The organism is Bacteroides sp. AF32-8BH (assembly GCF_003435205.1).
Lineage (GTDB): Bacteria > Bacteroidota > Bacteroidia > Bacteroidales > Bacteroidaceae > Bacteroides > Bacteroides ovatus.
This window is the reverse complement of sequence record NZ_QVLZ01000001.1, coordinates 297,353-321,792: the sequence shown is the minus strand read 5'-3', so window position 1 is coordinate 321,792 and position 24,440 is coordinate 297,353. Positions and strand designations below refer to the sequence as shown.

The window sequence follows — 24,440 nt, the reverse complement described above, 5'->3', positions numbered from 1 at the left end:
AGCTTTATTCTTGTCCTGTTCTGTCATATTGGTAGATTCTTATTCAAAGGTAAATACCATCTTGCCAAGTTCATACCCACTAACAGTTTTTCCATCTATCTTCCTGCTTGCCTTCTCCACATTGTAAAGAGTACAATTCTCTATCAGGGTAGCTTTGGGGGATAACTTGATTCCCAATCTGCCAAACTCATCCTTCAATTTGCTTTTCAAATCCTTATTGCTGATAAAGCCAGGCTGATATATAGCCAAGAAAACTTTATCAACTTGTTTCTTGTCCTCTACAGCTTTTAGCATCTTCTCCCTGTTCCATCTAAGAGTATTCATTTCAGATTCCTTCAAATATCTTTTGATTAGTGGAAATTCTGGATATTCCTGTTCATAAGATTCAGAAGGGGAATCCAGATAATCTTTTAGTAATTGCTCATAACTGACAGTCATAGCCTTTGCCAGTTTTATGTTGAAATCTTTCCATTTATTCTGGTTGGTAAGCTCAAATTTCTCTGATTGCATAAAACTGTCCCTGATGCTGATTCCATCCTTGTATGTCTTCCTTAGTGCCTGCTTATAAATGAAGGATTGTTTTTTCAGATTGTTATACACCATCTTGCCATTAATGATGGAGACTAGTTCAGTGTCTAGGTTCATCCTCTTAATATAGGTCTGTCTCTCTTCCTTATCCAGCTTGCTCCATCCGCTTAGCAACTTGTCAGCTTCCTTCTCTTTGTCCTGCATCAACATCTCAAACTCTTCATCGCTCATAACATTCTTATTGGTGGAGAACAGATGGACTATCACATTCCTAAAGATGTTCTGGTATTCGTCATTGATTCTGATTCTGCCTGCTATCTGTTCCATAGTAGTACTTATATCCACCAAAGTCTGTGTTCTGTATGCGTCACTGGCTACTATTATCAGCCCGTTATTGGTGAAAAGGTTGCATCCCTGAAAGCATTTCTTTGTAAAGAAATTAATCTTCTTATTGGGACTACTGACTGATTCAATCTGGTATTCGCCCAACAGTTTGTTATTTCTAATCCTGTCAGCACAACATATCTTCACATCATCTGGATTCAGTTTCAACGTATCTGCTATCTGCTTGATACTGGTCACAGAATTGATAAAAATATATAGTTCTTCCACTTTGCTGACATTGCCGTTTATGTCTGGGAGTGATATGCCTTCATCCAAAAATATCTGTATGAATCTAGCCAGTCCTTTGGTTAATTGCGTGACCTTGTATCTGATAGGGGTTATTTTCGTCACTCCATTCCATTGGACTTTGTAATGTGGAAGCTGTTTCAGGAAATCTATCTCAAAGTCAAGGTCAATTGGAGTGGCAGACAGAAAAGAATAATGCCTGAACTTCTGTATTTCTTCCATCAAGCCGTTAATTGCATCATATCTGAAATCCATGTCTTCCAAGATTAAATGGTATTCATCTACCAAGACTTTCCACCCTTCTGTACTGCTCAACCATCCAATTAATTTGGGCAGGCTGTCATAGGTCACGGCTATCTTATATGTGGTATTGTTTTTGATATATTTCCTGAACTGGTATTCTCTTACACCACCATAACATTTGAATACCTCATACCTGTTATTCTTATCTGCTGCTATGCTATCCACCAAATCCTTGAATGGGCATACGATAATATAGTTACTACTGCAATTTGCAGCCACATAAGTGCCACCTACATCTGTCTTTGTCTTGTTTACGATGCCAAAAGGAATACCATCTTTAAATCTTTCTAATTCGCCCAAATATCGGGCATTGCCACCATTAATGATTTCTTGTTTCATTGTGTTTAGATTAACTTAGATTTATAAAATTGTAATCTGTGTATTTGAAATATCTGACTTTAGATTAAGTTTAAGTAGGGTTATTTTTTTCTTCCTATATAGGGACGCTTTGAAGAAAAACTCGTCCATAAGAATAAAATAATAAGCGTATTACTACGCCTATTACTTTACCGCTGACTTAGCATAGTCAAGCAATCTAAATGTTATGTCTTGTATTATATCGTTTATGACGGAAGCGTCTTTTAAAACTTTAGTTTAAAAGTTTTATGAAGAAAACACCTCTTATTATGTTAGCTTGGCAACAGGGTTAGAACTAAAAAATCATTCCTGTTCCTGTTTATGATGCGGTAGGTAGATTGTGTAGGTCTTGCCTTGAACCATTTTGCGCTTTTTGATGTATCGGTCAGTAGCCCAAAGTCCGATGTGAAGCCTTGTGTCCTTAATACCGTGCTCCAGTGCCATTTTACGAATGTCTGCGTAGGTCAGTTCTTTCATTTGAAGTAGATTTAGGTTTGTAGTGGTGAATCTGGGTGATGAGAAACTCGGTCATTTCTGACTTTCAATCACATTGCAAAGGTATAAAGTCCCGACCGCATCACCAAACGACAAGTCGAAATTGTGGAATATTTGAGTTGAGGATGCAATAAAGCAAAAATTCTCCCCTTAACCGTAGCTGTTCGGGGAGAATATGATGTTCAGGCTTACCAGAAGCCTTGATTTCCAAAAAAGCTTGTCAGCCCTGATTCCTTTTATCCAATAAGGCTGTAGTGATTTCTTTTATATTGGTGAACCTTTCCTTATCCAACAAGCCTATTTCCAAAGCCTTATTGATAAACTGCATAATTGCATCCTTACTGATACCAATCTTAACGCACTTGATAATCATTTCCCTAAAACAGTCATGTAGGTCTGACTGCTTCCCAACAGATAACTGTTTCACATATTGTTTTGCCACATCAGAATCAGAAGTGGAAGATTGGGAGAATTTTTCTATCTCGCTTATAAGGGACGTGATTTCATTGTCATAACTACACAGTTTCCCATTTTTCAAATGCCCTACCTGTGATTGTAGTTCAACAGCCTTATTGATTTTAGATGCAAAAAATTGAGTATCTAACAGAGTATCGAAGGTGATATTATCAGTTACGCTTGCAGTTGAAATTGGTTTCTTAACCGTTTCTTCTTCATTCATAGTAGTATCTACCATGTTGTTTGCCTCTTCAATCTTGAATAATGTACTACCTTTGATTTTCTTTAAAGAATTAATGAGCCTTGTCCCTTTGTCATTTACAGTTTCGTGCAAATAAACATCGTCTATCATTGTGGTATCTGTATGCGCAGTTGCTATTATAACATCTTCTTTTGATACACCCAAACGACACATCAAAGTGATAAAAGTATGTCTTGCAATATGAGTATGAATCATTTCAAATAGTTTCTTTTTCTTTTCAACTACATCTTCGCCAATCTGTTCAACATAAATAACATCGCTATCTAATCCAACTTTTTTACAGACCTGTTTTATAGTTCTATTTAGTTTAGCCTCATTTCTCCTAACTATCTTCTCATCTTCTATAAGTAAATCTATATGTTTGAAACCTGTTTGCTTATACCTCTCTAATATTTCTTTCACTACAGGAAAGAGATACAATGTAGCTTCTTCTCTAGTCTTCTGAACAGTAAATGAAATCACTTCATTTTCATCGTCCAACAGAGTTATAGCATATTCTCCTTTAAATATTTTAGGTAAATCTGAAATACGCTGTCCCAACAAACATTGACAAATAAATAAATCTCTGGCTTCTACTTCCCTAGGTTTTAAGTTTGTATAGTTATATATAGCGAGTAATTGCTTTTCTGTCAATGGAACTTGTTTACTTTTCTTCTGTTCTTTAGAACGTTCATCTCTGATAGCAACAAAAGAATTTATATTTATGTTAGCTTTTATCTCTTTGTCTCTATTAGCATGATTGATTAATGTTCTGATTCCTTTTATCTTGTTTAGATGCGTTGCTATACGACGAGGATTCAAATCTAATAAATATTGTTGATAATCAGTTAAAGTATCTCCATTAATAGCGGATAAGCGATTAGGAATACTTTTAACTTTCAAGAAAGCTTCAAAAGCACTAATATAACCTAGATATATTTTCTTACTACTATCTTCCTTCACATACTTATCCACCATTTTTCTAAATACCAGAGTTGCTGATAAATGCATTTCTTTCTCCATATAATTACGACATTTCAATTTAGGATTAATAGCTTGTCTCATTTCCTCAAAAAGAAAATCTATCCTTTCCAAGTTCTCACAAAGATAATTCTTCTTCTCTTCAAAGATAGCAAGAAGCGACCTTATTTTTTTATTGACTATCTCATTATTGTGATTATCCAGCCTTGTTTGCCCGTTGCTGATAGTGGCTATCTGCTTCCGCTTATTCCATTGCGTTGGATAAACCTTGGCGCCAATATTGACCTTGTATTGTCTCCCTCTAAAGGTAAACAGAGCGTAAATAATGGTTGGCATATTCTTCTTTGTCTGCCGCAAATTGAAATTTAAACTGAAATCTAAAAATACCTGTTCACTCATCTTTGTTATTACCAAGTGTTATTAAAATCGGTTATTACATTTGGTTATTAATGAGATATTTTAGAAGGTATGTCCGTATTGTAACCCCTTGCACAATATATTGAAACAAACTTTTGCTATGTCGTAAAAACAAGCTATCTTTGCACAGTTTTTACGAATTTATGAGTTGTGATTTATGATTTATTGGGGATTCTTCCCCTCTCTCATATCCCACAGCCCATAATTCATAATTCATAAATCATAATTCTTCATTATATGTTGACTGCAAAAGAGATCAGAGATTCATTCAAGAATTTCTTTGAGTCGAAAGGACACCACATCGTTCCCTCGGCTCCGATGGTGATTAAAGATGACCCTACCCTGATGTTTACGAACGCGGGTATGAACCAGTTTAAAGATATTATTTTGGGTAACCATCCGGCGAAATACCAAAGAGTCGCGGACTCGCAAAAATGTTTGCGTGTAAGCGGAAAGCATAATGACCTGGAAGAAGTAGGACACGATACGTACCACCACACCATGTTTGAAATGCTTGGTAACTGGTCGTTCGGCGATTACTTCAAGAAAGAAGCGATCAGCTGGGCGTGGGAATATCTGGTAGAAGTCTTGAAACTGAATCCGGAACATCTCTATGCAACCGTATTTGAAGGAAGTCCCGAAGAAGGATTGAGCCGTGACGACGAAGCTGCTTCTTATTGGGAACAGTTCTTGCCAAAGGATCACATCATCAACGGTAACAAACACGACAACTTCTGGGAAATGGGTGATACAGGACCTTGCGGACCTTGTTCCGAAATCCATATCGACCTCCGTCCTGCTGAAGAACGCGCCAAGATCTCCGGTCGCGACCTCGTGAACCACGATCATCCGCAGGTAATTGAAATCTGGAATCTCGTATTCATGCAATACAACCGCAAAGCAGATGGCAGCCTTGAGCCGCTTCCTGCAAAGGTTATTGACACCGGTATGGGATTCGAACGCCTTTGTATGGCTTTACAAGGAAAAACATCCAACTACGATACAGACGTATTCCAGCCAATGCTGAAAGCTATTGCAGCTATGTCGGGTACAGAATACGGAAAAGATAAGCAGCAGGACATCGCCATGCGTGTAATTGCCGACCATATCCGTACTATTGCATTCTCTATCACAGACGGTCAGTTGCCTTCTAACGCGAAAGCTGGTTATGTGATCCGCCGTATCCTTCGCCGTGCTGTTCGTTACGGATATACTTTCCTCGGACAGAAACAGGCATTTATGTATAAGTTGCTTCCTGTATTGATTGATAATATGGGAGAAGCTTATCCTGAGCTGGTTGCACAAAAGACACTGATTGAAAAAGTAATCAAGGAAGAAGAAGAATCATTCCTCCGCACTTTGGAAACTGGTATCCGTCTATTGGACAAGACAATGGAAGATACCAAAGCCAATGGAAAAACTGAAATCAGCGGTAAAGATGCTTTTACTTTATATGATACATTCGGTTTCCCGCTCGACTTGACAGAGCTGATTCTCCGTGAAAACGGAATGACTGTCAACATTGAAGAGTTCAATGAAGAAATGCAGCAACAGAAACAGCGTGCACGTAATGCCGCCGCCATCGAAACAGGTGACTGGATTGTACTGAAAGAAGGGACTACTGAATTCGTTGGTTACGATTACACTGAATACGAGGCTTCTATCCTTCGTTACCGTCAGATCAAACAAAAGAACCAGACATTGTATCAGATTGTACTCGACTATACTCCGTTCTATGCAGAAAGTGGTGGTCAGGTAGGTGATACAGGTGTATTGGTGAGCGAGTTCGAGACGATTGAAGTGGTCGACACAAAGAAAGAGAATAATCTTCCGATACATATTACCAAAAAGCTACCCGAACATCCGGAAGCTCCGATGATGGCTTGTGTAGATACCGACAAACGTGCTGCCTGCGCAGCCAATCACTCGGCGACCCACTTGCTGGATGCTGCTTTACGTGAAGTATTGGGTGAACACATCGAACAGAAAGGTTCATTGGTTACACCGGATTCATTGCGTTTCGACTTCTCTCACTTCCAGAAAGTGACCGATGAAGAAATCCGTAAAGTTGAACATATCGTCAATGCAAGAATCCGCGCTAATATCCCATTGAAAGAATATCGCAATATTCCTATCGAGGAAGCTAAAGAGTTGGGAGCTATCGCTCTCTTTGGTGAAAAGTATGGCGACAGAGTTCGTGTGATCCAGTTCGGCACTTCTATCGAGTTCTGCGGTGGTACACACGTAGCTGCAACCGGAAATATCGGTATGGTAAAAATCATCTCCGAAAGTTCTGTTGCTGCCGGCGTTCGCCGTATTGAAGCTTATACCGGAGCACGCGTGGAAGAAATGCTGGATACAATACAAGATACACTTAGCGACTTGAAGGCTCTCTTCAACAATGCTCCTGACTTGGGTATTGCAATCCGCAAATATCTGGATGAAAATGCAGGATTGAAGAAGCAGGTGGAAGACTTCATGAAAGAAAAAGAAGCAGCGCTGAAGGAAAGACTGTTGAAGAATATACAAGAAATTCACGGCATCAAAGTGGTTAAGTTCTGTGCTCCGCTACCGGCAGAAGTAGTGAAGAATATCGCTTTCCAACTTCGTGGTGAGATTACAGAAAACTTGTTCTTCGTTGCCGGAAATATAGATAACGGAAAACCGATGCTGACAGTCATGCTTAGCGACAATCTGGTTGCGAGTGGTCTGAAAGCTGGCAATTTAGTGAAAGAAGCTGCCAAACTAATTCAAGGCGGTGGCGGTGGTCAGCCTCACTTTGCAACCGCAGGAGGTAAAAACACTGACGGACTACCGGCAGCTGTTGAAAAAGTACTGGAGCTAGCAGGAATCTAAAAGTAAATGAAAAGGAGTCTAATAAAAAGATAATAGGCTCGTTTTACATAAAGATTTAAAATTAGGCGCAGATTACGCGAATTACACGGATTTTTTATTCTTAAAACCGTGTAATCTACGAAATCCGCGCCTAAATATTACACTAATCGAGGCACCGATAAGCACTGTCCGGCACCGAGGAATATCGACCGGATGTAGAAGTCTATTTGTCTCTCTTAAAAAATATTAAGCCTATAATTTAGGCTTGTCACAGTTTTTTTCTACCTTTGTGACCAGATTAATTATTTTTCTTATCCTTCAAATAAATAAAATAAGTAATCACTAATACCTAAAGAATGATGAGAACACCTGCTTATCTATGCCTGCTGTTAACCTGCATGCTCATTTCTTGTACCCCTACGCAAGAGAAACACGAAATAGATTACACATCTTATGTAAATCCATTTATCGGAACAGACTTCACTGGAAACACTTATCCTGGTGCCCAAGCTCCTTTCGGCATGGTGCAACTTAGCCCGGACAACGGACTCCCCGGATGGGACCGTATCTCCGGTTATTTCTATCCGGATAGTACGATTGCCGGTTTCAGCCACACGCATCTCTCCGGCACTGGAGCGGGAGATTTGTATGACATCTCTTTCATGCCTGTCACTCTTCCCTACAAAGAAGCGGAAGCACCACTTGGCATCCATTCTAAATTCTCCCACAAGGATGAAAGTGCTCATGCCGGTTATTATCAAGTACGCCTGACTGATTATAACATCAACGTCGAACTGACTGCCACCGAGCGTTGTGGTATCCAACGTTATACGTTTCCGGAAGCCCAATCTGCTATCTTCTTAAATCTGAAGAAAGCCATGAACTGGGATTTTACCAACGATTCTCATATCGAAGTCGTAGACTCCGTCACCATTCAAGGTTACCGTTTCTCCGATGGCTGGGCACGCGATCAACACATCTATTTCCGCACCCGATTCTCCAAGCCTTTTGAGAAAATGGAACTGGACACAACTGCCATCATCAAAGACAATAAACGTATCGGCACAGCTGTTATCGCCCGCTTCGATTTCAACACCCAAAAGGATGAACAGATATTGGTAAACACTGCCATTTCCGGTGTCAGCATGGAAGGAGCAGCCAAAAACCTGCAAACTGAAGTCCCCGAAAATGACTTCGACAAATACTTGGCGGAAACAAAAGCAAACTGGAACCGCCAGCTCGGAAAGATTGAAATAAAAGGTGATAATGAGAACGATAAAGTGAACTTCTACACCGCTCTCTATCACTCAATGATTGCTCCAACTATTTACAGTGATGTAGACGGAGCTTACTACGGTCCCGATAAGAAAGTACACCAGACCGACGGCTGGGTTAATTATAGCACTTTCTCCCTATGGGATACATACCGTGCTGCCCACCCGCTCTTTACTTATACCGAACCCGAGCGTGTAAACGACATGGTGAAATCCTTCATCGCCTTCTACGAACAGAATGGCCGTCTGCCAGTGTGGAACTTCTACGGAAGTGAAACAGACATGATGATCGGTTATCATGCTGTTCCTGTTATTGTAGACGCCTATCTGAAAGGAATCGGCGACTTCGACACAAAGAAAGCCTTGGATGCTTGCATAGCAACGGCTAATCTGGATAATTACCGCGGCATCGGACTCTACAAAGAATTAGGATACATACCTTACAACGTAACAGACCACTACAACGCAGAAAACTGGTCGTTATCCAAAACACTGGAATACGCTTTCGATGACTATTGCATTGCCGAAATGGCGAAGAAGATGGGCAAACAAGACATTGCGGACGAATTTTACAAACGTTCTCAAAACTACAAGAATGTATATAACCCCGCTACTTCTTTCATGCAGCCACGTGACGACAAAGGCATCTTTATCAAGGACTTCAAGGCCGATGACTATACACCACACATTTGCGAAAGCAACGGATGGCAATACTTTTGGTCTGTTCAGCATGACATTAACGGACTGATCGCCCTTGTAGGAGGTAAAAACCGATTTGCCGAAAAACTGGACAGTATGTTCACCTATCATCCGGCAGCAGATGACGAACTTCCGATCTTCAGCACGGGCATGATAGGACAATATGCGCATGGCAATGAGCCAAGCCATCACGTTATTTATCTGTTCAATGCTATAGGACACGAAAATCGCACACAAGAATATGTGGCCAAAGTGATGAACGAGCTCTACAAGAACGAACCAGCCGGTCTTTGTGGCAACGAAGATTGCGGACAGATGTCAGCATGGTATGTATTCAGTGCGATGGGATTCTACCCCGTCAATCCCGTCAGTGGAAAATATGAGATAGGTACTCCCCTATTCCCGGAAATGCAATTACATCTGGCAAATGGAAAGACTTTCACCGTATTGGCCCCCAAAGTAAACAAAGAAAATATCTATATCCAATCCATCAAAATAGATGGAAAACCGTATGACAAAACATATCTTACTCACGAGCAAATCATGAGTGGAGCGACTGTCGAATTCGAAATGAGTAACACCCCTAAAGCAATTGGAGTCATATTCGAAGATAAAAAACCATAAACGAAACATGAACTTAGTCCATCGAGAGAATGAATGAAAACTTTGATGTAACCTATAAAGCACTATTTCGGCGGTACTATCCCAGCCTGATTTTCTATGCAACCCGTTTGGTGGGAGAAGAAGAAGCAGAGGATGTAGTGCAGGACGTATTTGTAGAATTATGGAAGCGGAAAGACCACATAGAGATAGGCGACCAAATCCAGGCCTTTCTCTATCGTGCCGTTTACACCCGTGCCCTTAATGTCTTGAAACACCGCAGTGTGGAAGACGGTTATTGTGTTGCCATGGAAGAAATCAACCAAAGACGCGCAGAATTCTATCAACCGGACAACAACGAAGTGATTCGGAGGATCGAAGACAAGGAACTCCGCAAGGAAATTCATGATGCAATTAATGAGCTCCCTGACAAATGCAAAGAGGTTTTCAAACTTAGCTATCTGCATGATATGAAAAACAAGGAAATAGCCGATATTCTCGGAGTTTCACTCCGCACGGTGGAAGCCCATATGTATAAGGCTTTAAAATACTTGCGTGGCCGACTTGATCCTCTTTGGACGATTCTTTTCTTATTTTTATGGCGATTATAATAAGTGTTTTTGCGTTTTGAATTGTATTACTAATATGAAGGAAAAGAAAATGAGTAATCTGAGTGAAGAAATAATAAACAGATATCTGACAGGACAGTGTTCTGAAGAAGAGCTTATCGAGGTCAATGCCTGGATGAAGGAATCGGAAGAAAACGCCCGCCAGCTCTTTCGTATGGAAGAAATTTATCATTTGGGTAAATTCGACCAGTACACTGATGAACAACGGATACTTCGTGCGGAAAAACAACTCTACAAAAAGCTGGACGAAGAGAAAGGTAAACAGAGCAAAATATTAAGCATGCATCGCTGGATGAAATATGCCGCAGTGATTGCTGTGATGTTAGTCATGGGTGGTGGAGTCGGATATTGGTTCTATCAAAGCGGAAACAATCAACAAATGATGGTTGCAGTAGCCAGCGAAGGCATTGTTAAGGAGGTAGTCTTACCGGATGGTAGCAAGGTTTGGCTGAACAATGCAGCAACCTTGAAATATCCACGTGAGTTCTCCGAAAAGGAACGCAATGTCTACCTGGAAGGAGAAGCTTATTTTGAGGTCACCAAAAACCGCCATAAGCCATTCACCGTTCAAAGTGACGCAATACGCGTACGCGTATTGGGAACTACGTTCAATTTAAAATCCGATAAGCGTTGCCGGATAGCGGAGGCGACACTTATTGAAGGTGAGATTGAAGTAAAAGGCAATAAGGAAGAGGGGCAGATTATCCTCACTCCAGGGCAACGTGCGGAACTGAACAAAAATAATGGACGATTGACCGTGAAACAAGTGGATGCCAAATTGGATGCTGTTTGGCACGATAATCTGATTCCATTCCAAAAAGCAGATATCTTCACTATCACCAAAGCGCTGGAGCGTTTCTATGATGTGAAAATCATTCTGTCTCCTGATATTCAGACAGGTAAAACTTACTCCGGTGTACTGAAAAGGAAATCGAATATCGAGTCAGTGTTGAAATCATTGCAAAACTCTATACCTATTGATTATAAAATTGTCGGAAACAATATCTTCATTTCTCCCAAATAAGAAGTAAAAGATGAACCGGCTAAAACTTAAAAGCTATTAATACCATGAAATTAAAAACATTCCTAATAGTAGGATGTTTAGGAGGTTTATTCACACTTAGCTCCTGCACAGCCCCCACTAATGTAAAAGACTATAGTGCTTACGTCAACCCTTTCATCGGTACCGGTGGACATGGTCATACCTTCCCCGGAGCGGTAGTTCCCCACGGGATGATTCAGCCCAGTCCGGACACCCGGATTGATGGTTGGGATGCTTGTTCCGGTTATTATTATGCCGACTCTACCATCAATGGCTTCTCACACACCCACGTCAGCGGTACAGGTTGTTGCGACTATGGAGATGTCTTGCTCATGCCAACTGTGGGTAAACAACAATATCGTACAACCGATCCCCAAAGCCAACGCCTAGCATACGCTTCCTCTTTCTCACATAAGAATGAAATCGCAGAACCAGGATATTATTCTGTCTTTCTTGATACTTACCAGGTGAAAGCTGAAATTTCATCCACCAAACGAGGAGCAATCCATCGCTATACTTTTCCCGAAAACGCCGAATCCGGATTTATCATCGACCTGGATTACAGCCTGCAACGACAGACTAACTCCGAGATGGAAATAGAAGTAATAAGCGATACGGAAATCTGTGGACACAAGAAAACAACTTATTGGGCTTTCGACCAATACATCAACTTCTACGCTAAATTTTCTAAACCATTCTCTTATACGCTCGTTACGGATTCTATCACCATGGACAATGGCAAACGGCTTCCTGTCTGCAAAGCATTATTGCATTTCAACACCAGTAAAGACGAACAGGTTCTTGTTAAAGTAGGTGTGTCCGCTGTCGATATTGCCGGTGCACGGAAGAACGTTGAATCAGAAATTCCCGGATGGGATTTCGAGAAAGTACGTAAAGACGCACGTACGGCATGGAATGAATATCTTTCCAAAATTGATATTACAACTTCCGATAAAGAAGATAAAGCCATCTTCTACACGGCCCTCTATCATACGGGAATCAGTCCAAATCTGTTCACTGATGCAGACGGACGTTATTTAGGAATGGATCTTGAAGTGCATCAAGGAGACACCCTTAATCCGATATACACTGTATTTTCTTTATGGGATACTTTCCGTGCGCTACATCCGCTAATGACTATCATTGATCCTGATCTGAATAATCACTTTATCAATTCGTTAATTAAGAAACATCAGGAAGGTGGGATATACCCCATGTGGGACTTGGCTTCCAATTACACCGGCACTATGATTGGTTATCATGCTGTTCCGGTCATCGTGGATGCTTACATGAAAGGGTATCGCAACTTTGATGCGAAAGAAGCTTATAAAGCTTGCCTGCGTGCCGCCGAATATGACACCACCGGTATCAAATGTCCGGATCTGGTTTTGCCTCATCTCATGCCTAAAGCAAAATATTATAAGAATGCCATCGGATATATCCCTTGTGACCGCGAAAATGAATCAGTGGCCAAAGCTCTGGAATATGCGTATGATGACTGGTGTATCTCTATCTTTGCAGAAGCAATGAGTGATTTTGAATCCAAAGCAAAGTATGAACGCTTCGCCAAGGCGTACGAATTTTATTTCGACAAATCAATCCGCTTCATGCGTGGACTGGACTCAAAAGGTGAATGGCGTACTCCATTCAATCCGCGCGCATCTACTCACCGCAGCGATGATTATTGTGAAGGAACAGCTTGGCAATGGACTTGGTTTGTGCCGCATGATGTAGAAGGGTTAGTCAATCTGATGGGTGGAGAAGATGCTTTTGTCCAGAAACTCGATTCTTTATTCTCGGCCGATTCATCACTTGAAGGTGAAACAACCTCATCAGATATCAGCGGACTTATCGGGCAATATGCACATGGAAACGAACCAAGTCATCATGTGATCCATCTATATAACTACGTTAACCACCCTTGGAGAACTCAAGAGTTGGTAGATAGTGTTTACCGGAGCCAGTATGCCAACAGTATAGACGGTCTTTCGGGTAATGAGGACTGCGGTCAGATGTCTGCCTGGTATATACTCAACTCTATGGGATTCTATCAGGTATGTCCCGGCAAGCCGGTATATTCCATCGGACGTCCTGCTTTCGACAAAGCGGTTATCAATCTGCCGGAAGGAAAGACTTTCAGTATTGTAGTAAAGAATAATGGGAAAAAGAATAAATACATTGAAAGTGTATCGCTGAACGGTAAGGCTCTAAACATTCCATTCTTTAACCATCAGGATATTGCGAATGGAGGAACGATGGAAATCAAGATGACCGATCATCCTACGAAATGGGGAGTCCTCTCTCCGGCTCTCTCCTCCAAAGAAGAGGAATGAGTTGGTATTAGCTGTTCAAATTGAATAAAAAAACAAAACCTTGAAAAATAAATTGGCTCAATCGATTTCTGATTCGATTGAGCCATAAATAATAAATAAGACCATGAAAAAGTATCTCCTATTAGTATGTGCATTAAGTTGTATCGTCTTTGCAAAAGCCAAAGACTGGACGCAGTATGTCAATCCGCTTATGGGTTCTCAATCTAGTTTCGAGTTATCAACAGGTAATACTTATCCGGCCATTGCCCGTCCATGGGGGATGAATTTCTGGACTCCACAGACAGGAAAGATGGGAGACGGATGGCAATACACTTATACGGCTAATAAGATTCGTGGATTTAAACAAACACATCAACCCAGTCCGTGGATTAATGATTACGGACAATTCTCTATTATGCCTGTAGTAGGCAAACCGGAATTCAATGAAGAAAAGCGTGCCAGTTGGTTTGCCCACAAAGGAGAAACTGCCACTCCTTATTATTATAAAGTATATCTTGCAGAGCATGATGTAGTGACAGAAATGGCTCCAACCGAGCGTGCCGTTCTTTTCCGTTTCACTTTTCCGGAAAACGATCATTCGTATGTTGTAGTGGATGCCTTTGATAAGGGATCGTATATTAAGGTTATTCCGGAAGAAAACAAGATTATCGGTTACACGACTCGCAACAGCGGTGGAGTTCCCGAAAACTTTAAAAATTACTTTATTATTGAATTCGACAAGCCTTTCACTTATAAAGCTACGGTAGCCAATGGCAATCTGCAGGAAAATGTTACCGAACAGACAACAGATCATGCCGGAGCCATTATTGGTTTCCAAACACATAAAGGCGAACAAGTACATGCAAGGATTGCTTCTTCTTTCATCAGTTTTGAACAGGCAACTTTGAATATGAAAGAGTTGGGCAAAGATAATATCGAACAGCTAGCCAAAAAAGGAAAAGAGGCCTGGAATCAGGAATTAGGCAAAATAGAAGTAGAGGGTGGCAATCTCGACCAATACCGTACATTCTATTCCTGCCTGTATCGTTCACTACTTTTCCCACGCAAGTTCTACGAACTGGATGCTGCCGGACAACCGGTTCACTACAGCCCTTATAATGGACAAGTATTACCGGGCTATATGTATACCGACACAGGCTTTTGGGATACTTTCCGTTGCCTATTCCCGTTATTGAACCTAATGTACCCGTCAGTCAACAAGGAAATGCAGGAAGGTCTGATCAATACATATAAAGAGAGCGGTTTCTTCCCGGAATGGGCAAGTCCGGGGCACAGAGGCTGTATGGTTGGTAACAATTCTGCTTCTGTCTTAGTAGATGCTTACATGAAAGGAGTGAAAGTGGACGATATAAAAACATTGTATGAAGGGCTGATTCACGGAACAGAGAATGTACATCCACAAGTATCATCAACAGGACGTCTGGGATATGAATATTACAATAAACAGGGTTACGTGCCTTATGATGTAAAAATCAATGAGAACGCCGCACGCACGTTGGAATATGCATACAATGACTGGTGTATCTACCAACTGGCAAAGGAACTTAAACGTCCGAAAAAAGAGATTAATCTTTTCGCAAAACGTGCCATGAACTACAAGAATCTTTTCGATAAGGAATCTAAGTTAATGCGTGGACGCAACGAAGATGGTACATTCCAATCTCCTTTCTCTCCGCTGAAATGGGGGGACGCCTTTACGGAAGGAAATAGCTGGCACTATACTTGGTCTGTATTCCACGATCCTCAAGGATTGATTGACTTGATGGGTGGAAAAGAGATGTTTATCACCATGATGGATTCTGTTTTTGCCGTACCTCCTATTTTTGATGATAGCTACTACGGCCAAGTGATTCATGAAATCCGTGAAATGACTGTGATGAATATGGGTAACTATGCACATGGCAATCAACCGATTCAGCACATGATTTATTTATATGACTATGCAGGACAACCTTGGAAAGCCCAATACTGGTTGCGTCAAGTAATGGATCGTATGTACTCTCCTACTCCGGACGGCTATTGTGGCGACGAAGACAACGGACAAACTTCTGCCTGGTATGTATTCTCGGCATTAGGTTTCTATCCTGTTTGTCCGGGAACGGATGAATATATTATAGGTGCTCCGTTATTCAAGAAAGCTACACTCCATTTTGAGAATGGCAATAGTTTGGTTATTGATGCTCCGAATAACAGTAAGAAGAATTTTTATGTCAATTCGATGAATGTCAATGGTGCTGATTACACTAAAAATTATCTCCGACACGAAAACTTGCTCAAGGGAGGTACAATCAGTGTTGAAATGAGCAATCAACCTAATCAGAATAGAGGAACTAAAGAAGAAGATATGCCCTATTCTTTCTCTAAAGAGCAATAGTCTCCACCCTATATTTTAAGTTTTTATCCCTGTTTCAGCTACTAGCTATCTTCGGAAGAGGGTTGTCCATCAAGGGAACAGTTAAAAACAATAGCCTGAAAGCAAAGAAGTCTGCTTTCAGGCTATTGTTTTTAATAGTTTTCACTACTTTTGCATAACAAACTACATATAAATCATGAAAGAAAAGATTGACTTTGCAAAAGTGCCTTATCAATATGCAATGTGCCTAAACCGACAATGTCCTCAAGCAAATACTTGTCTAAGACAACTCACAGAACAAAGTGTACCAGAAAATATCGAGCATTGGGTTATTATCAGTCCAAAACTTTTGGCCAGCATAAAAGGAGATTGCCCTCATTATCGTTCCAATACAAAAGTGCGATATGCCAAAGGTTTTATAGGAATCTTAGACTGTATCCCTCATAAACAGATGCAGACTGTTGTTGCCCACTTGATGAGTTATCTAAGCCGTAGAACCTATTACCGCACCCGTAAAGGAGAACGTTTACTCTCCCCCGCCGAACAACAACATATCTTGAACATTCTTAAAAACTGCGGAGTAACCTATCCGGAAAAGTTTGATGCATATATTGAAGACTATGATTGGTGACATTGTTTTCTAAATGTCACAATTAGAACATCGGCTTGGTACGACTAGTATAACAAATCGACACCACTTTTATAGCTAAATGACATGATTGTCACATCTTGTTGGCACAGCTGTGCCACCGTATTGGCACAACAGTGACATCAACGTGGCACAGTCGTGCCAATACGATGGCACAAACTAATATTAACTTAAGTTCAAGAAGCAACACAATACCATAATACGTCGAGTCCATACTCTACAATCTAAAATATAGAATCTAAAACATATCATAAACCGCTTACTCAAATATATATACAAGATAATAATTAAGATTTTAGAATATTTCTTCAAAAAAAGAAGATTTAGACTAAGTGTTTATTTAATTAGCATTGTTTTATTATCAAAGACGGAAAATCAACAACTGTCTTTGTGTATTAATAAATTCTACAACCATTAAATTAAAAGTATGAAAAGCAATCATTTGATTCGAAAAACGAAATTTGTTCGAACTTTATTGATTCTTTTGTTTATGGCAGTTCCGATGCAATGGGCGGTGGCGCAATTGACCTTATCGACTCCACGCACTACTCTAGGAATAGTCATCAAACAAATTCAGTCACAATCCAAGTATCAATTCTTCTATAGTGACAAACTATCATCCGTCACTGTAGATGCATTGCAAGTAAAAGACGCCTCTTTAACAAATGTATTGAATAGGCTACTGAAAGGAAAGAACATCTCTTACAAGGTGGAAGAAAACATCGTTTACCTTTCTGATAAAGAAGAATCCCAAGTTCCTCAACAACAAGTTGGTAAAGAACGTACCGTTAGTGGAAACGTAGTAGACTCCAAAGGAGAACCCCTTATTGGTGTCAGTGTTCTGATAAAAGGAACAACAAGTGGTAGTATCACCGACTTTGATGGTAACTATAAAGTTTCTACCAATGAAACCAATCCAATTATTGTATTCTCTTATATCGGTTATAAGTCACAGGAGATTCCTTTGAACGGACAAACCAACATCAATGTCATTTTACAAGATGACACACAAGTCATCGAAGAAGTTGTTGTTACCGCATTGGGTATCAAACGGGCAACAAAAGCATTGAGCTATAATGTACAAGAAGTTAAAAGCGAAGAACTATTAACTAATAAAGACGCCAATTTTATCAACGCATTATCAGGAAAAGTAGCAGGTGTCACAATTAATAGTAGTTCGTCTGGTGTAGGAGGTGCCAGTAAAGTGGTAATGCGCGGAACAAAAGGTATCGACCAATCCAGTAATGCCCTTTATGTCATTGACGGTGTACCAATGTTCAATTTAGGGAGTGAAGGAGGACAAGGTTACGATTCAAAAGGTAGTACGGAAGCCATTGCTGACATCAATCCTGAAGATATTGAATCTATGTCTGTTCTAACCGGTGCAGCAGCTGCGGCATTGTATGGTAGTAACGCCGCAAATGGCGCAATCGTTATTACGACTAAAAAAGGGAAAGAAGGACGTTTACAACTTACAGTCAGCCAGAACACAGAGTTTATGCGCCCATTCAGAACCCCAGAATTCCAAAACCGCTACGGAACAGGAGATAATTCACTGAACTCCGGTTCTGTAGAAAAAAGCTGGGGAAACAGATTAAACAGTTCCAATTATATGGGTTATAATCCTATTAGTGATTTCCTACAAACAGGTGTTGTTACGACAGAAAGTGTAACTCTTTCCACTGGAACAGAGCGTAATCAAACCTATTTCTCTGCAAGTGCGGTTAACTCAAAAGGAATGATTCCTAATAATAATTATAATCGTTATAATTTCACTTTCCGCAATACAACTTCTTTCTTGCAAGATAAAATGACATTAGATGTCAGTTCAAGTTATATCAAACAAAATGACCGTAATATGGTCAATCAAGGCACATATTCCAATCCTCTTGTCACTGCTTATTTATTTCCACGAGGTAATGATTGGAATGATATCAAAATGTACGAACGTTACGACGTAACCCGTAAAATCAACACGCAGTATTGGCCTGAAAGTATGTTTTCTGGTATGACCGGACAAAATCCATACTGGATCGCTTATCGCAACTTACGTGAAAATGATAAAGACCGTTATATGTTGAGCGCAAGTCTGAATTATAAAATTTTGGATTGGTTAAGTGTAAGTGGTCGTGTACGTATGGATAATTCGACAACTGACTACACTAAAAAGCTATATGCTACCAGTAACAAAACATTAACAGAAGAGTCCAATAATGGTCTGTATGGTATATTCAAGACAACAGATAAACAAACCTATGCCGACATAATGGTTAATGTCAATAAGAACTTCGGAGAAACTTTCAGTTTAAGTGCTAATATCGGTGCTTCATACTCCGATATGAAACAAGATGTATTTCAAAACGAAGGTCCAATTAGTAACAGTGGAATTCCAAATGTATTCAACGTATTCCAATTAGATGATGTAAAGACACGACGTTACCAATATGGTTATCACGATCAGACACAATCTATATTCGCTAGTGCAGAATTAGGTTATAAAAGCACTTATTACCTGACTCTAACCGGACGCACCGATTGGCCATCACAATTGGCTGGTCCCAATTCAGTAAAAAGTGCATTCTTCTATCCGTCTATTGGAGGTTCTGTTATTTTATCTGAAATCATTCCAATGCCAGAACAGATTTCTTTCTTAAAATTAAGGGCTTCATTTGCATCAGTAGGTTTACCTTTTGCCCACTTTTTAGCTAACCCAACTTATGAATGGGACCAGACAAACAAAGTTTGGACAACTAAAACCAACTACCCAATGTATGATTTGAAACCTGAAAAAACAGATTCTTGGGAACTGGGTATAACTGCCAAATTCTTAAAGAACTTTAGTTTAGACCTAGGACTATATACTACCAAGACTTATAATCAGACATTTGACCCGGGCATATCACCGTCTTCCGGCTATTCAACCATGTACGTGCAAACAGGTAGTGTACGTAATAAAGGTATTGAATTATCACTCGGTTATCATAACACTTGGAATAACAATTTCAGTTGGAGTTCTAACTTTACATTCAGTGCCAATAAAAATGAAATACTCGAATTAATGGAGAATTATGAAAATCCAATTACTCATGAGAAAAGAACTTTGGAACGCTTGGATGTTGGTGGACTAGGCTATGCACGTTTCGTGTTGAAAAAAGGAGGTAGTTTGGGAGATCTCTACTCAACAGCCAAACTTCAACAAGATAACAATGGAAATATATTTGTAAATGCTAATGGAGAAGTTATAAGCAACACTAAAGCTGAAGATATCAAATTGGGCAGTGTATTCCCCAAATGTAACATGTCGTGGCGTAATGACTTTACTTATAAGAATTTTAACTTTGGCTTCATGTTATCCGCACGTATCGGCGGAATTGTTTACTCTGCAACCCAAGCATACTTGGACTATTATGGTGTATCAGAGACAACAGCTAAAGCACGTGAGTTTGGAGGTGTACTTGTAAACAACAGTGATATGCTAGATGCACAAAAATGGTATTCTGTAGTTGGAGGTCAAAGCAACTTACCACAATACTATACATATAGCGCAACAAATTTGCGCTTACAAGAAGCGTCCATCGGATACACTATTCCTAAAAGTAAACTTTGGGGAATTGCAGATGTAACAGTATCTCTAGTAGGACGTAACTTATGGATGATCTACTGTAAAGCCCCATTCGATCCTGAATCAGTAGCTTCTACAGGTAATTATTATCAAGGAATTGATAACTTTATGGTACCAAGTGCACGCAGTATGGGATTTAATGTGAGATTTAAATTTTAATTAAGAATATGGTTAATATGAACAATTCTATTATAAAACATATTTTGTTAGGAGGAATTATAACAACGTTACTAACCTCCTGTACAGGAAACTACCTAGATTATAACACCAATCCATATGAAGTAACAAAAGATGAGATGGGACGTGACGGCTACAACCTAAGTGCAGCTTTAATCGGAATGGAAAGTTATGTAGTACCTGTAGAAGAACACTTGAATCAATTTACAGAATGTCTTCTCGGTGGTCCTTGGGGTGGTTATTTTGCAGATTCCCAAGTATGGGGTAACTCATTTTCATACTACAATCCTTCACAAGAATGGTTAGGTAAACTATACTTGGATGTTATGCCCAATATTTACGCAAATATGCAAGATGTAAAATCGGCAACAGAAGATGTAATACCTATTTCTATTGCTCAAATCATCAAAGTTGCAGCATTGTCTCGTGTAACTGACACATATGGTCCTATCCCCTATTCACAAGTAGGACTAGACGGTAAATTAGTAGCACCATTCGATACTGAAAAGGAAGTCTATTACAAAATGTTTGATGAACTGACTGATGCCATCAACACATTGACCATCAACCGAACCCAGAATCTGACTGCCAACGCTGATAAAGTTTACTCCGGAAATGTTGAAAAATGGATTAAATTTGCTAATTCACTGAAATTACGTATGGCCATGCGTATATGCTATGTCGATAAAGGAAAATCCGAAATAATGGTAAAAGAAGCCATTGATACCTCAAATGGCAAATTAGGAGTAATGACCGAAAATAGTGATAATGCTTTCATGCCGGCAACGATTAATCCATTTTATATGGTATGCTATAGCTATAATGGAGGCGAAACTAAGATTTCAGCAGACTTATCCTCCTATATGAATGGCTATCAAGACCCTCGTCGCGAAATCTATGGCGTTACATCAACATTTGACGAATCTGAAAATATAACAAACGGATTCCACGGCTTACGCGTAGGTAATGAATACCCTATCAAAACAGGCCAATGTTACTCAAATGTAAAAGTAGAAGTAAGTAGTCCTATCATGTGGATGAATGCTGCAGAAGTCATGTTTTTGAGAGCAGAAGCCGCATTAAGAGGATGGGATACAGAAAAAACACCAAAAGCATATTATGAAGCAGGCATACGTCTGTCTTTCGAACAGCTTGGAGCAAAGAATGTAGAAGATTACCTAGTAAGCACTAACACACCAGAATCATATAAAGACCCATTAGGAACATATTCTTTCAGTGGTACTCCAAGTACAATAAGTGTCCAATGGAAAGATGGTAACTTCGAAGAAAGTCTTGAGCGCATTATCACTCAAAAATGGATTGCAAACTTTCCATTGGGGCTAGAAGCTTGGGCAGAGTTCCGTAGAACAGGTTATCCTAAGTTAATGGGTACAGCATCAAATAAAAGTGGTGGAGACATAGAAGAAGGAAAATTTCCGCGCCGTCTGACTTATCCACAAGATGAATACAAAACTAATAGTGAGAATATTAGAAAAGCAGTAACAAGTCTAGGTGGGGATTATATGCATTCTCGTATTTGGTGGGATTGTAATCCAAGAATAGAACAATAAAAGCAGACTGAAATGATGAAAAACAATATAAAAAACATCGCAACTGTATGCATAGCAAGTATCACATTGCTTGCTTGCAATGACTGGACAGACGTTGAAAATATCAAGGTCAATCAACCTGACGTTAAAGAAATTAATTCTGAACAATATGCACAATATCTACAGAAATTACGTACATACAAAGATTCAGAACATAAATTCGTATATGCTTCTTTTGATAATAGTATAAAAACACCGTTTAGTCGTGGACATCATCTTAACGATATACCTGATAGTATTGATATTGTCAGCCTGATATATCCCGACGGACTGGTAGAATTCGAACAAAAAGAAATAGAAAATATCCGTACGAATAAGGCTACCAAAATAGTATATACAATTAGTTACGATACTATTGAGGAAGAATACAATCAAATGGTTAAAACGAATCAAGAAGCAGACGAGAACTACGTAGTACCTGATTTTATACCCTATTTGGAAGATGCTGTAAAAGAAGCTTTGAAACCGGCAAGCGTATATAATTACGACGGACTCATAATAGGATATATTGGCAAAAGCCCTTCACATATGATGGAAGAAGAAAAAAACGAACTTCTCTCTATACAAAATGCTTTCTTTAGTCCTATCAAAACTTGGATGGAACAACATAAAGATAAAACATTTACATTGGAAGGAAAGCCACAAAACCTAGTAGATAAAACGATACTAGAGTCATTCAGACACATTATCCTGAACACATCAAATGTAATAACCGTAACCGAACTTTCCTATAATGCAGAAATGGCAATCATGGAAGAAGGAGTACCTGGAAGCTTCATTGTGTCTGTTAGCACAACTGACCCTAATAATAAAACTACTGGATTATATGACAATGGAGCAAAACGTGCACTCACAGAAGCAGCTTACTGGGTATCAGGTGATGCTATCAACTATGAGAAAGCAGGTTTGTCTATTTATAATATCGAACGAGACTATTATAACGTAAACAATGCTTATCAATATGTGAGAGAAGCTATACAAATTATTAACCCTGCAGCAAAAAAATAGAAAAAGATGAAACGAGTAAATTTATATCTGATTTCAGCGGCATTGCTCACTGGTTTTCTGACAAGCTGCAATGACATGGAGAACTTTGACAATAATGTATTTGTAGATAATACAATCAAAGTAAACAGCATATTCCTGAAAGGTTCTAATGACAGTGAACAGCGTAGCTTTAAGGTGGCAATTGCTAAACAAGAATCGGAAGATGTTACAATCCACATAGCAGCAGATCCTTCATTAGTAAGTACTTACAATGAAGGCTATTATGATCAGACAATTGCATTGCCAACAAACTGTTATAAAATACCGGAACCGGAGGTTGTCATTCCTGCAGGTTCTGTCCAATCCAGTGAAATTACAATTGTTTTTGAGAATTTACTATCGTTAGATCGTGAACAAAAATATGTATTACCTGTAACAGTAGATAATGCCAACATTGGAATTCTCCAAAGTGCACGAACAATATATTATGTGTTCAAAGGTGCCGCACTAATCAATACGGTAGCCAATATGACTAAAAATTGTGTCTATTTTAAATGGAAAAATCCAGAGCCTCTCAACAATTTACGCAAAGTATCAATGGAAGCTCTTATACGACCGCATGAATTCCGTGCATTAAATACTGTAATGGGAATAGAAGGTTCTTTCTTACTAAGAATTGGTGATGTAGGTATTGAGCCAAACCGATTACAAGCACCAGGCATAGATGGTAAAAGCGTGAAAGGACCACTTATCGAAGCAGATGTATGGACACACCTTGCAGTGACCTACGACGCAGATGCTAAAACTTGCATCGTTTATGTCAATGGTGAAGAATTTGTAAGAAATGAAAATACACAAGCAGGAATAGAAGGAGATGGAGGAATCGTTCATATAGGTGCTCCATTTGCAGATACTCCAGAACAAGGTCCATATAGTTTCCGAATTGGTTACTCTTATAATGACGACCGATACTTATGTGGTGAAATTAGTGAATGTCGTATATGGAATAAAGTATTGACTCCTGAACAAATCAATGAGAAAGACCACTTCTATGCAGTTGACCCATCATCGGAAGGTTTAATAGCTTATTGGAAATTTGATGAAGGAGTAGGAGGTGCCATCAAGGATTATACCCAAAACGGAAATGATGGAACAGCTCTAACAGATCTGGAATGGGTAGAAGTAGAATTAGGCAAATAAAAGATGTCAAATCTAAAAAAAG

General features: G+C 39.5%; 14 protein-coding genes. 11 read left to right on the top strand and 3 right to left on the bottom strand.

Annotation, left to right across the window (positions count from 1 at the left end; all coding sequences use genetic code 11):
• Positions 1–39 precede the first annotated feature (39 nt).
• From DWZ47_RS01295 to DWZ47_RS01290, 3 genes are all read right to left on the bottom strand, one after another.
• Complete coding sequence (locus DWZ47_RS01295; RefSeq protein WP_055229278.1) at positions 40–1,800, bottom strand: DEAD/DEAH box helicase family protein; 1,761 nt, start codon at positions 1,798–1,800, stop codon at positions 40–42.
• Between the two features lie 321 nt (positions 1,801–2,121).
• Positions 2,122–2,295 carry a hypothetical protein gene (locus DWZ47_RS30560; RefSeq protein ID WP_165601829.1) on the bottom strand — a complete coding sequence of 58 codons (174 nt, stop codon included), beginning with the start codon at positions 2,293–2,295 and terminating at the stop codon, positions 2,122–2,124.
• Between the two features lie 238 nt (positions 2,296–2,533).
• Entirely contained in the window at positions 2,534–4,390 is a 1,857-nt protein-coding gene (locus DWZ47_RS01290; RefSeq protein ID WP_055229277.1) for a tyrosine-type recombinase/integrase, read from the bottom strand.
• A 255-nt stretch (positions 4,391–4,645) separates the two neighbouring features.
• Here DWZ47_RS01290 and alaS point away from each other — a divergent pair, with 255 nt between their 5' ends.
• The 11 genes from alaS (at position 4,646) to DWZ47_RS01235 (ending at position 24,418) form a co-directional block, all read left to right on the top strand.
• Entirely contained in the window at positions 4,646–7,264 is a 2,619-nt protein-coding gene (alaS, locus tag DWZ47_RS01285) for an alanine--tRNA ligase (protein ID WP_004305396.1), read from the top strand.
• Positions 7,265–7,602: 338 nt separating this feature from the next.
• Complete coding sequence (locus DWZ47_RS01280) at positions 7,603–9,840, top strand: GH92 family glycosyl hydrolase (RefSeq protein WP_032849661.1); 2,238 nt, start codon at positions 7,603–7,605, stop codon at positions 9,838–9,840.
• Positions 9,841–9,869: 29 nt separating this feature from the next.
• The gene (locus DWZ47_RS01275; protein ID WP_008776778.1) at positions 9,870–10,427 is read left to right on the top strand and encodes an RNA polymerase sigma-70 factor; all 558 of its coding nucleotides are present in this window, start codon (positions 9,870–9,872) and stop codon (positions 10,425–10,427) included.
• 34 nt (positions 10,428–10,461) lie between these two features.
• The gene (locus DWZ47_RS01270; RefSeq protein WP_032849654.1) at positions 10,462–11,469 is read left to right on the top strand and encodes a FecR family protein; all 1,008 of its coding nucleotides are present in this window, start codon (positions 10,462–10,464) and stop codon (positions 11,467–11,469) included.
• Between the two features lie 44 nt (positions 11,470–11,513).
• The gene (locus tag DWZ47_RS01265) at positions 11,514–13,820 is read left to right on the top strand and encodes a GH92 family glycosyl hydrolase (RefSeq protein WP_117512130.1); all 2,307 of its coding nucleotides are present in this window, start codon (positions 11,514–11,516) and stop codon (positions 13,818–13,820) included.
• A gap of 103 nt (positions 13,821–13,923) precedes the next feature.
• Positions 13,924–16,194 carry a GH92 family glycosyl hydrolase gene (locus tag DWZ47_RS01260; protein ID WP_117512129.1) on the top strand — a complete coding sequence of 757 codons (2,271 nt, stop codon included), beginning with the start codon at positions 13,924–13,926 and terminating at the stop codon, positions 16,192–16,194.
• 175 nt (positions 16,195–16,369) lie between these two features.
• Positions 16,370–16,804 (top strand): DUF6078 family protein, encoded by a 435-nt coding sequence (locus DWZ47_RS01255; protein ID WP_117512128.1) that lies wholly within the window; start codon positions 16,370–16,372, stop codon positions 16,802–16,804.
• Between the two features lie 445 nt (positions 16,805–17,249).
• Complete coding sequence (locus DWZ47_RS01250; protein WP_117512127.1) at positions 17,250–20,603, top strand: TonB-dependent receptor; 3,354 nt, start codon at positions 17,250–17,252, stop codon at positions 20,601–20,603.
• Between the two features lie 8 nt (positions 20,604–20,611).
• Positions 20,612–22,192, top strand: coding sequence for a RagB/SusD family nutrient uptake outer membrane protein (locus DWZ47_RS01245; RefSeq protein WP_004305404.1), 1,581 nt, complete (start codon positions 20,612–20,614; stop codon positions 22,190–22,192).
• A gap of 12 nt (positions 22,193–22,204) precedes the next feature.
• Entirely contained in the window at positions 22,205–23,239 is a 1,035-nt protein-coding gene (locus DWZ47_RS01240) for a glycoside hydrolase family 18 (RefSeq protein ID WP_117512126.1), read from the top strand.
• A gap of 6 nt (positions 23,240–23,245) precedes the next feature.
• On the top strand, positions 23,246–24,418 hold the full coding sequence (locus DWZ47_RS01235; RefSeq protein ID WP_117512125.1) for a DUF1735 and LamG domain-containing protein: 1,173 nt from the start codon (positions 23,246–23,248) through the stop codon (positions 24,416–24,418).
• Positions 24,419–24,440: the final 22 nt, after the last annotated feature.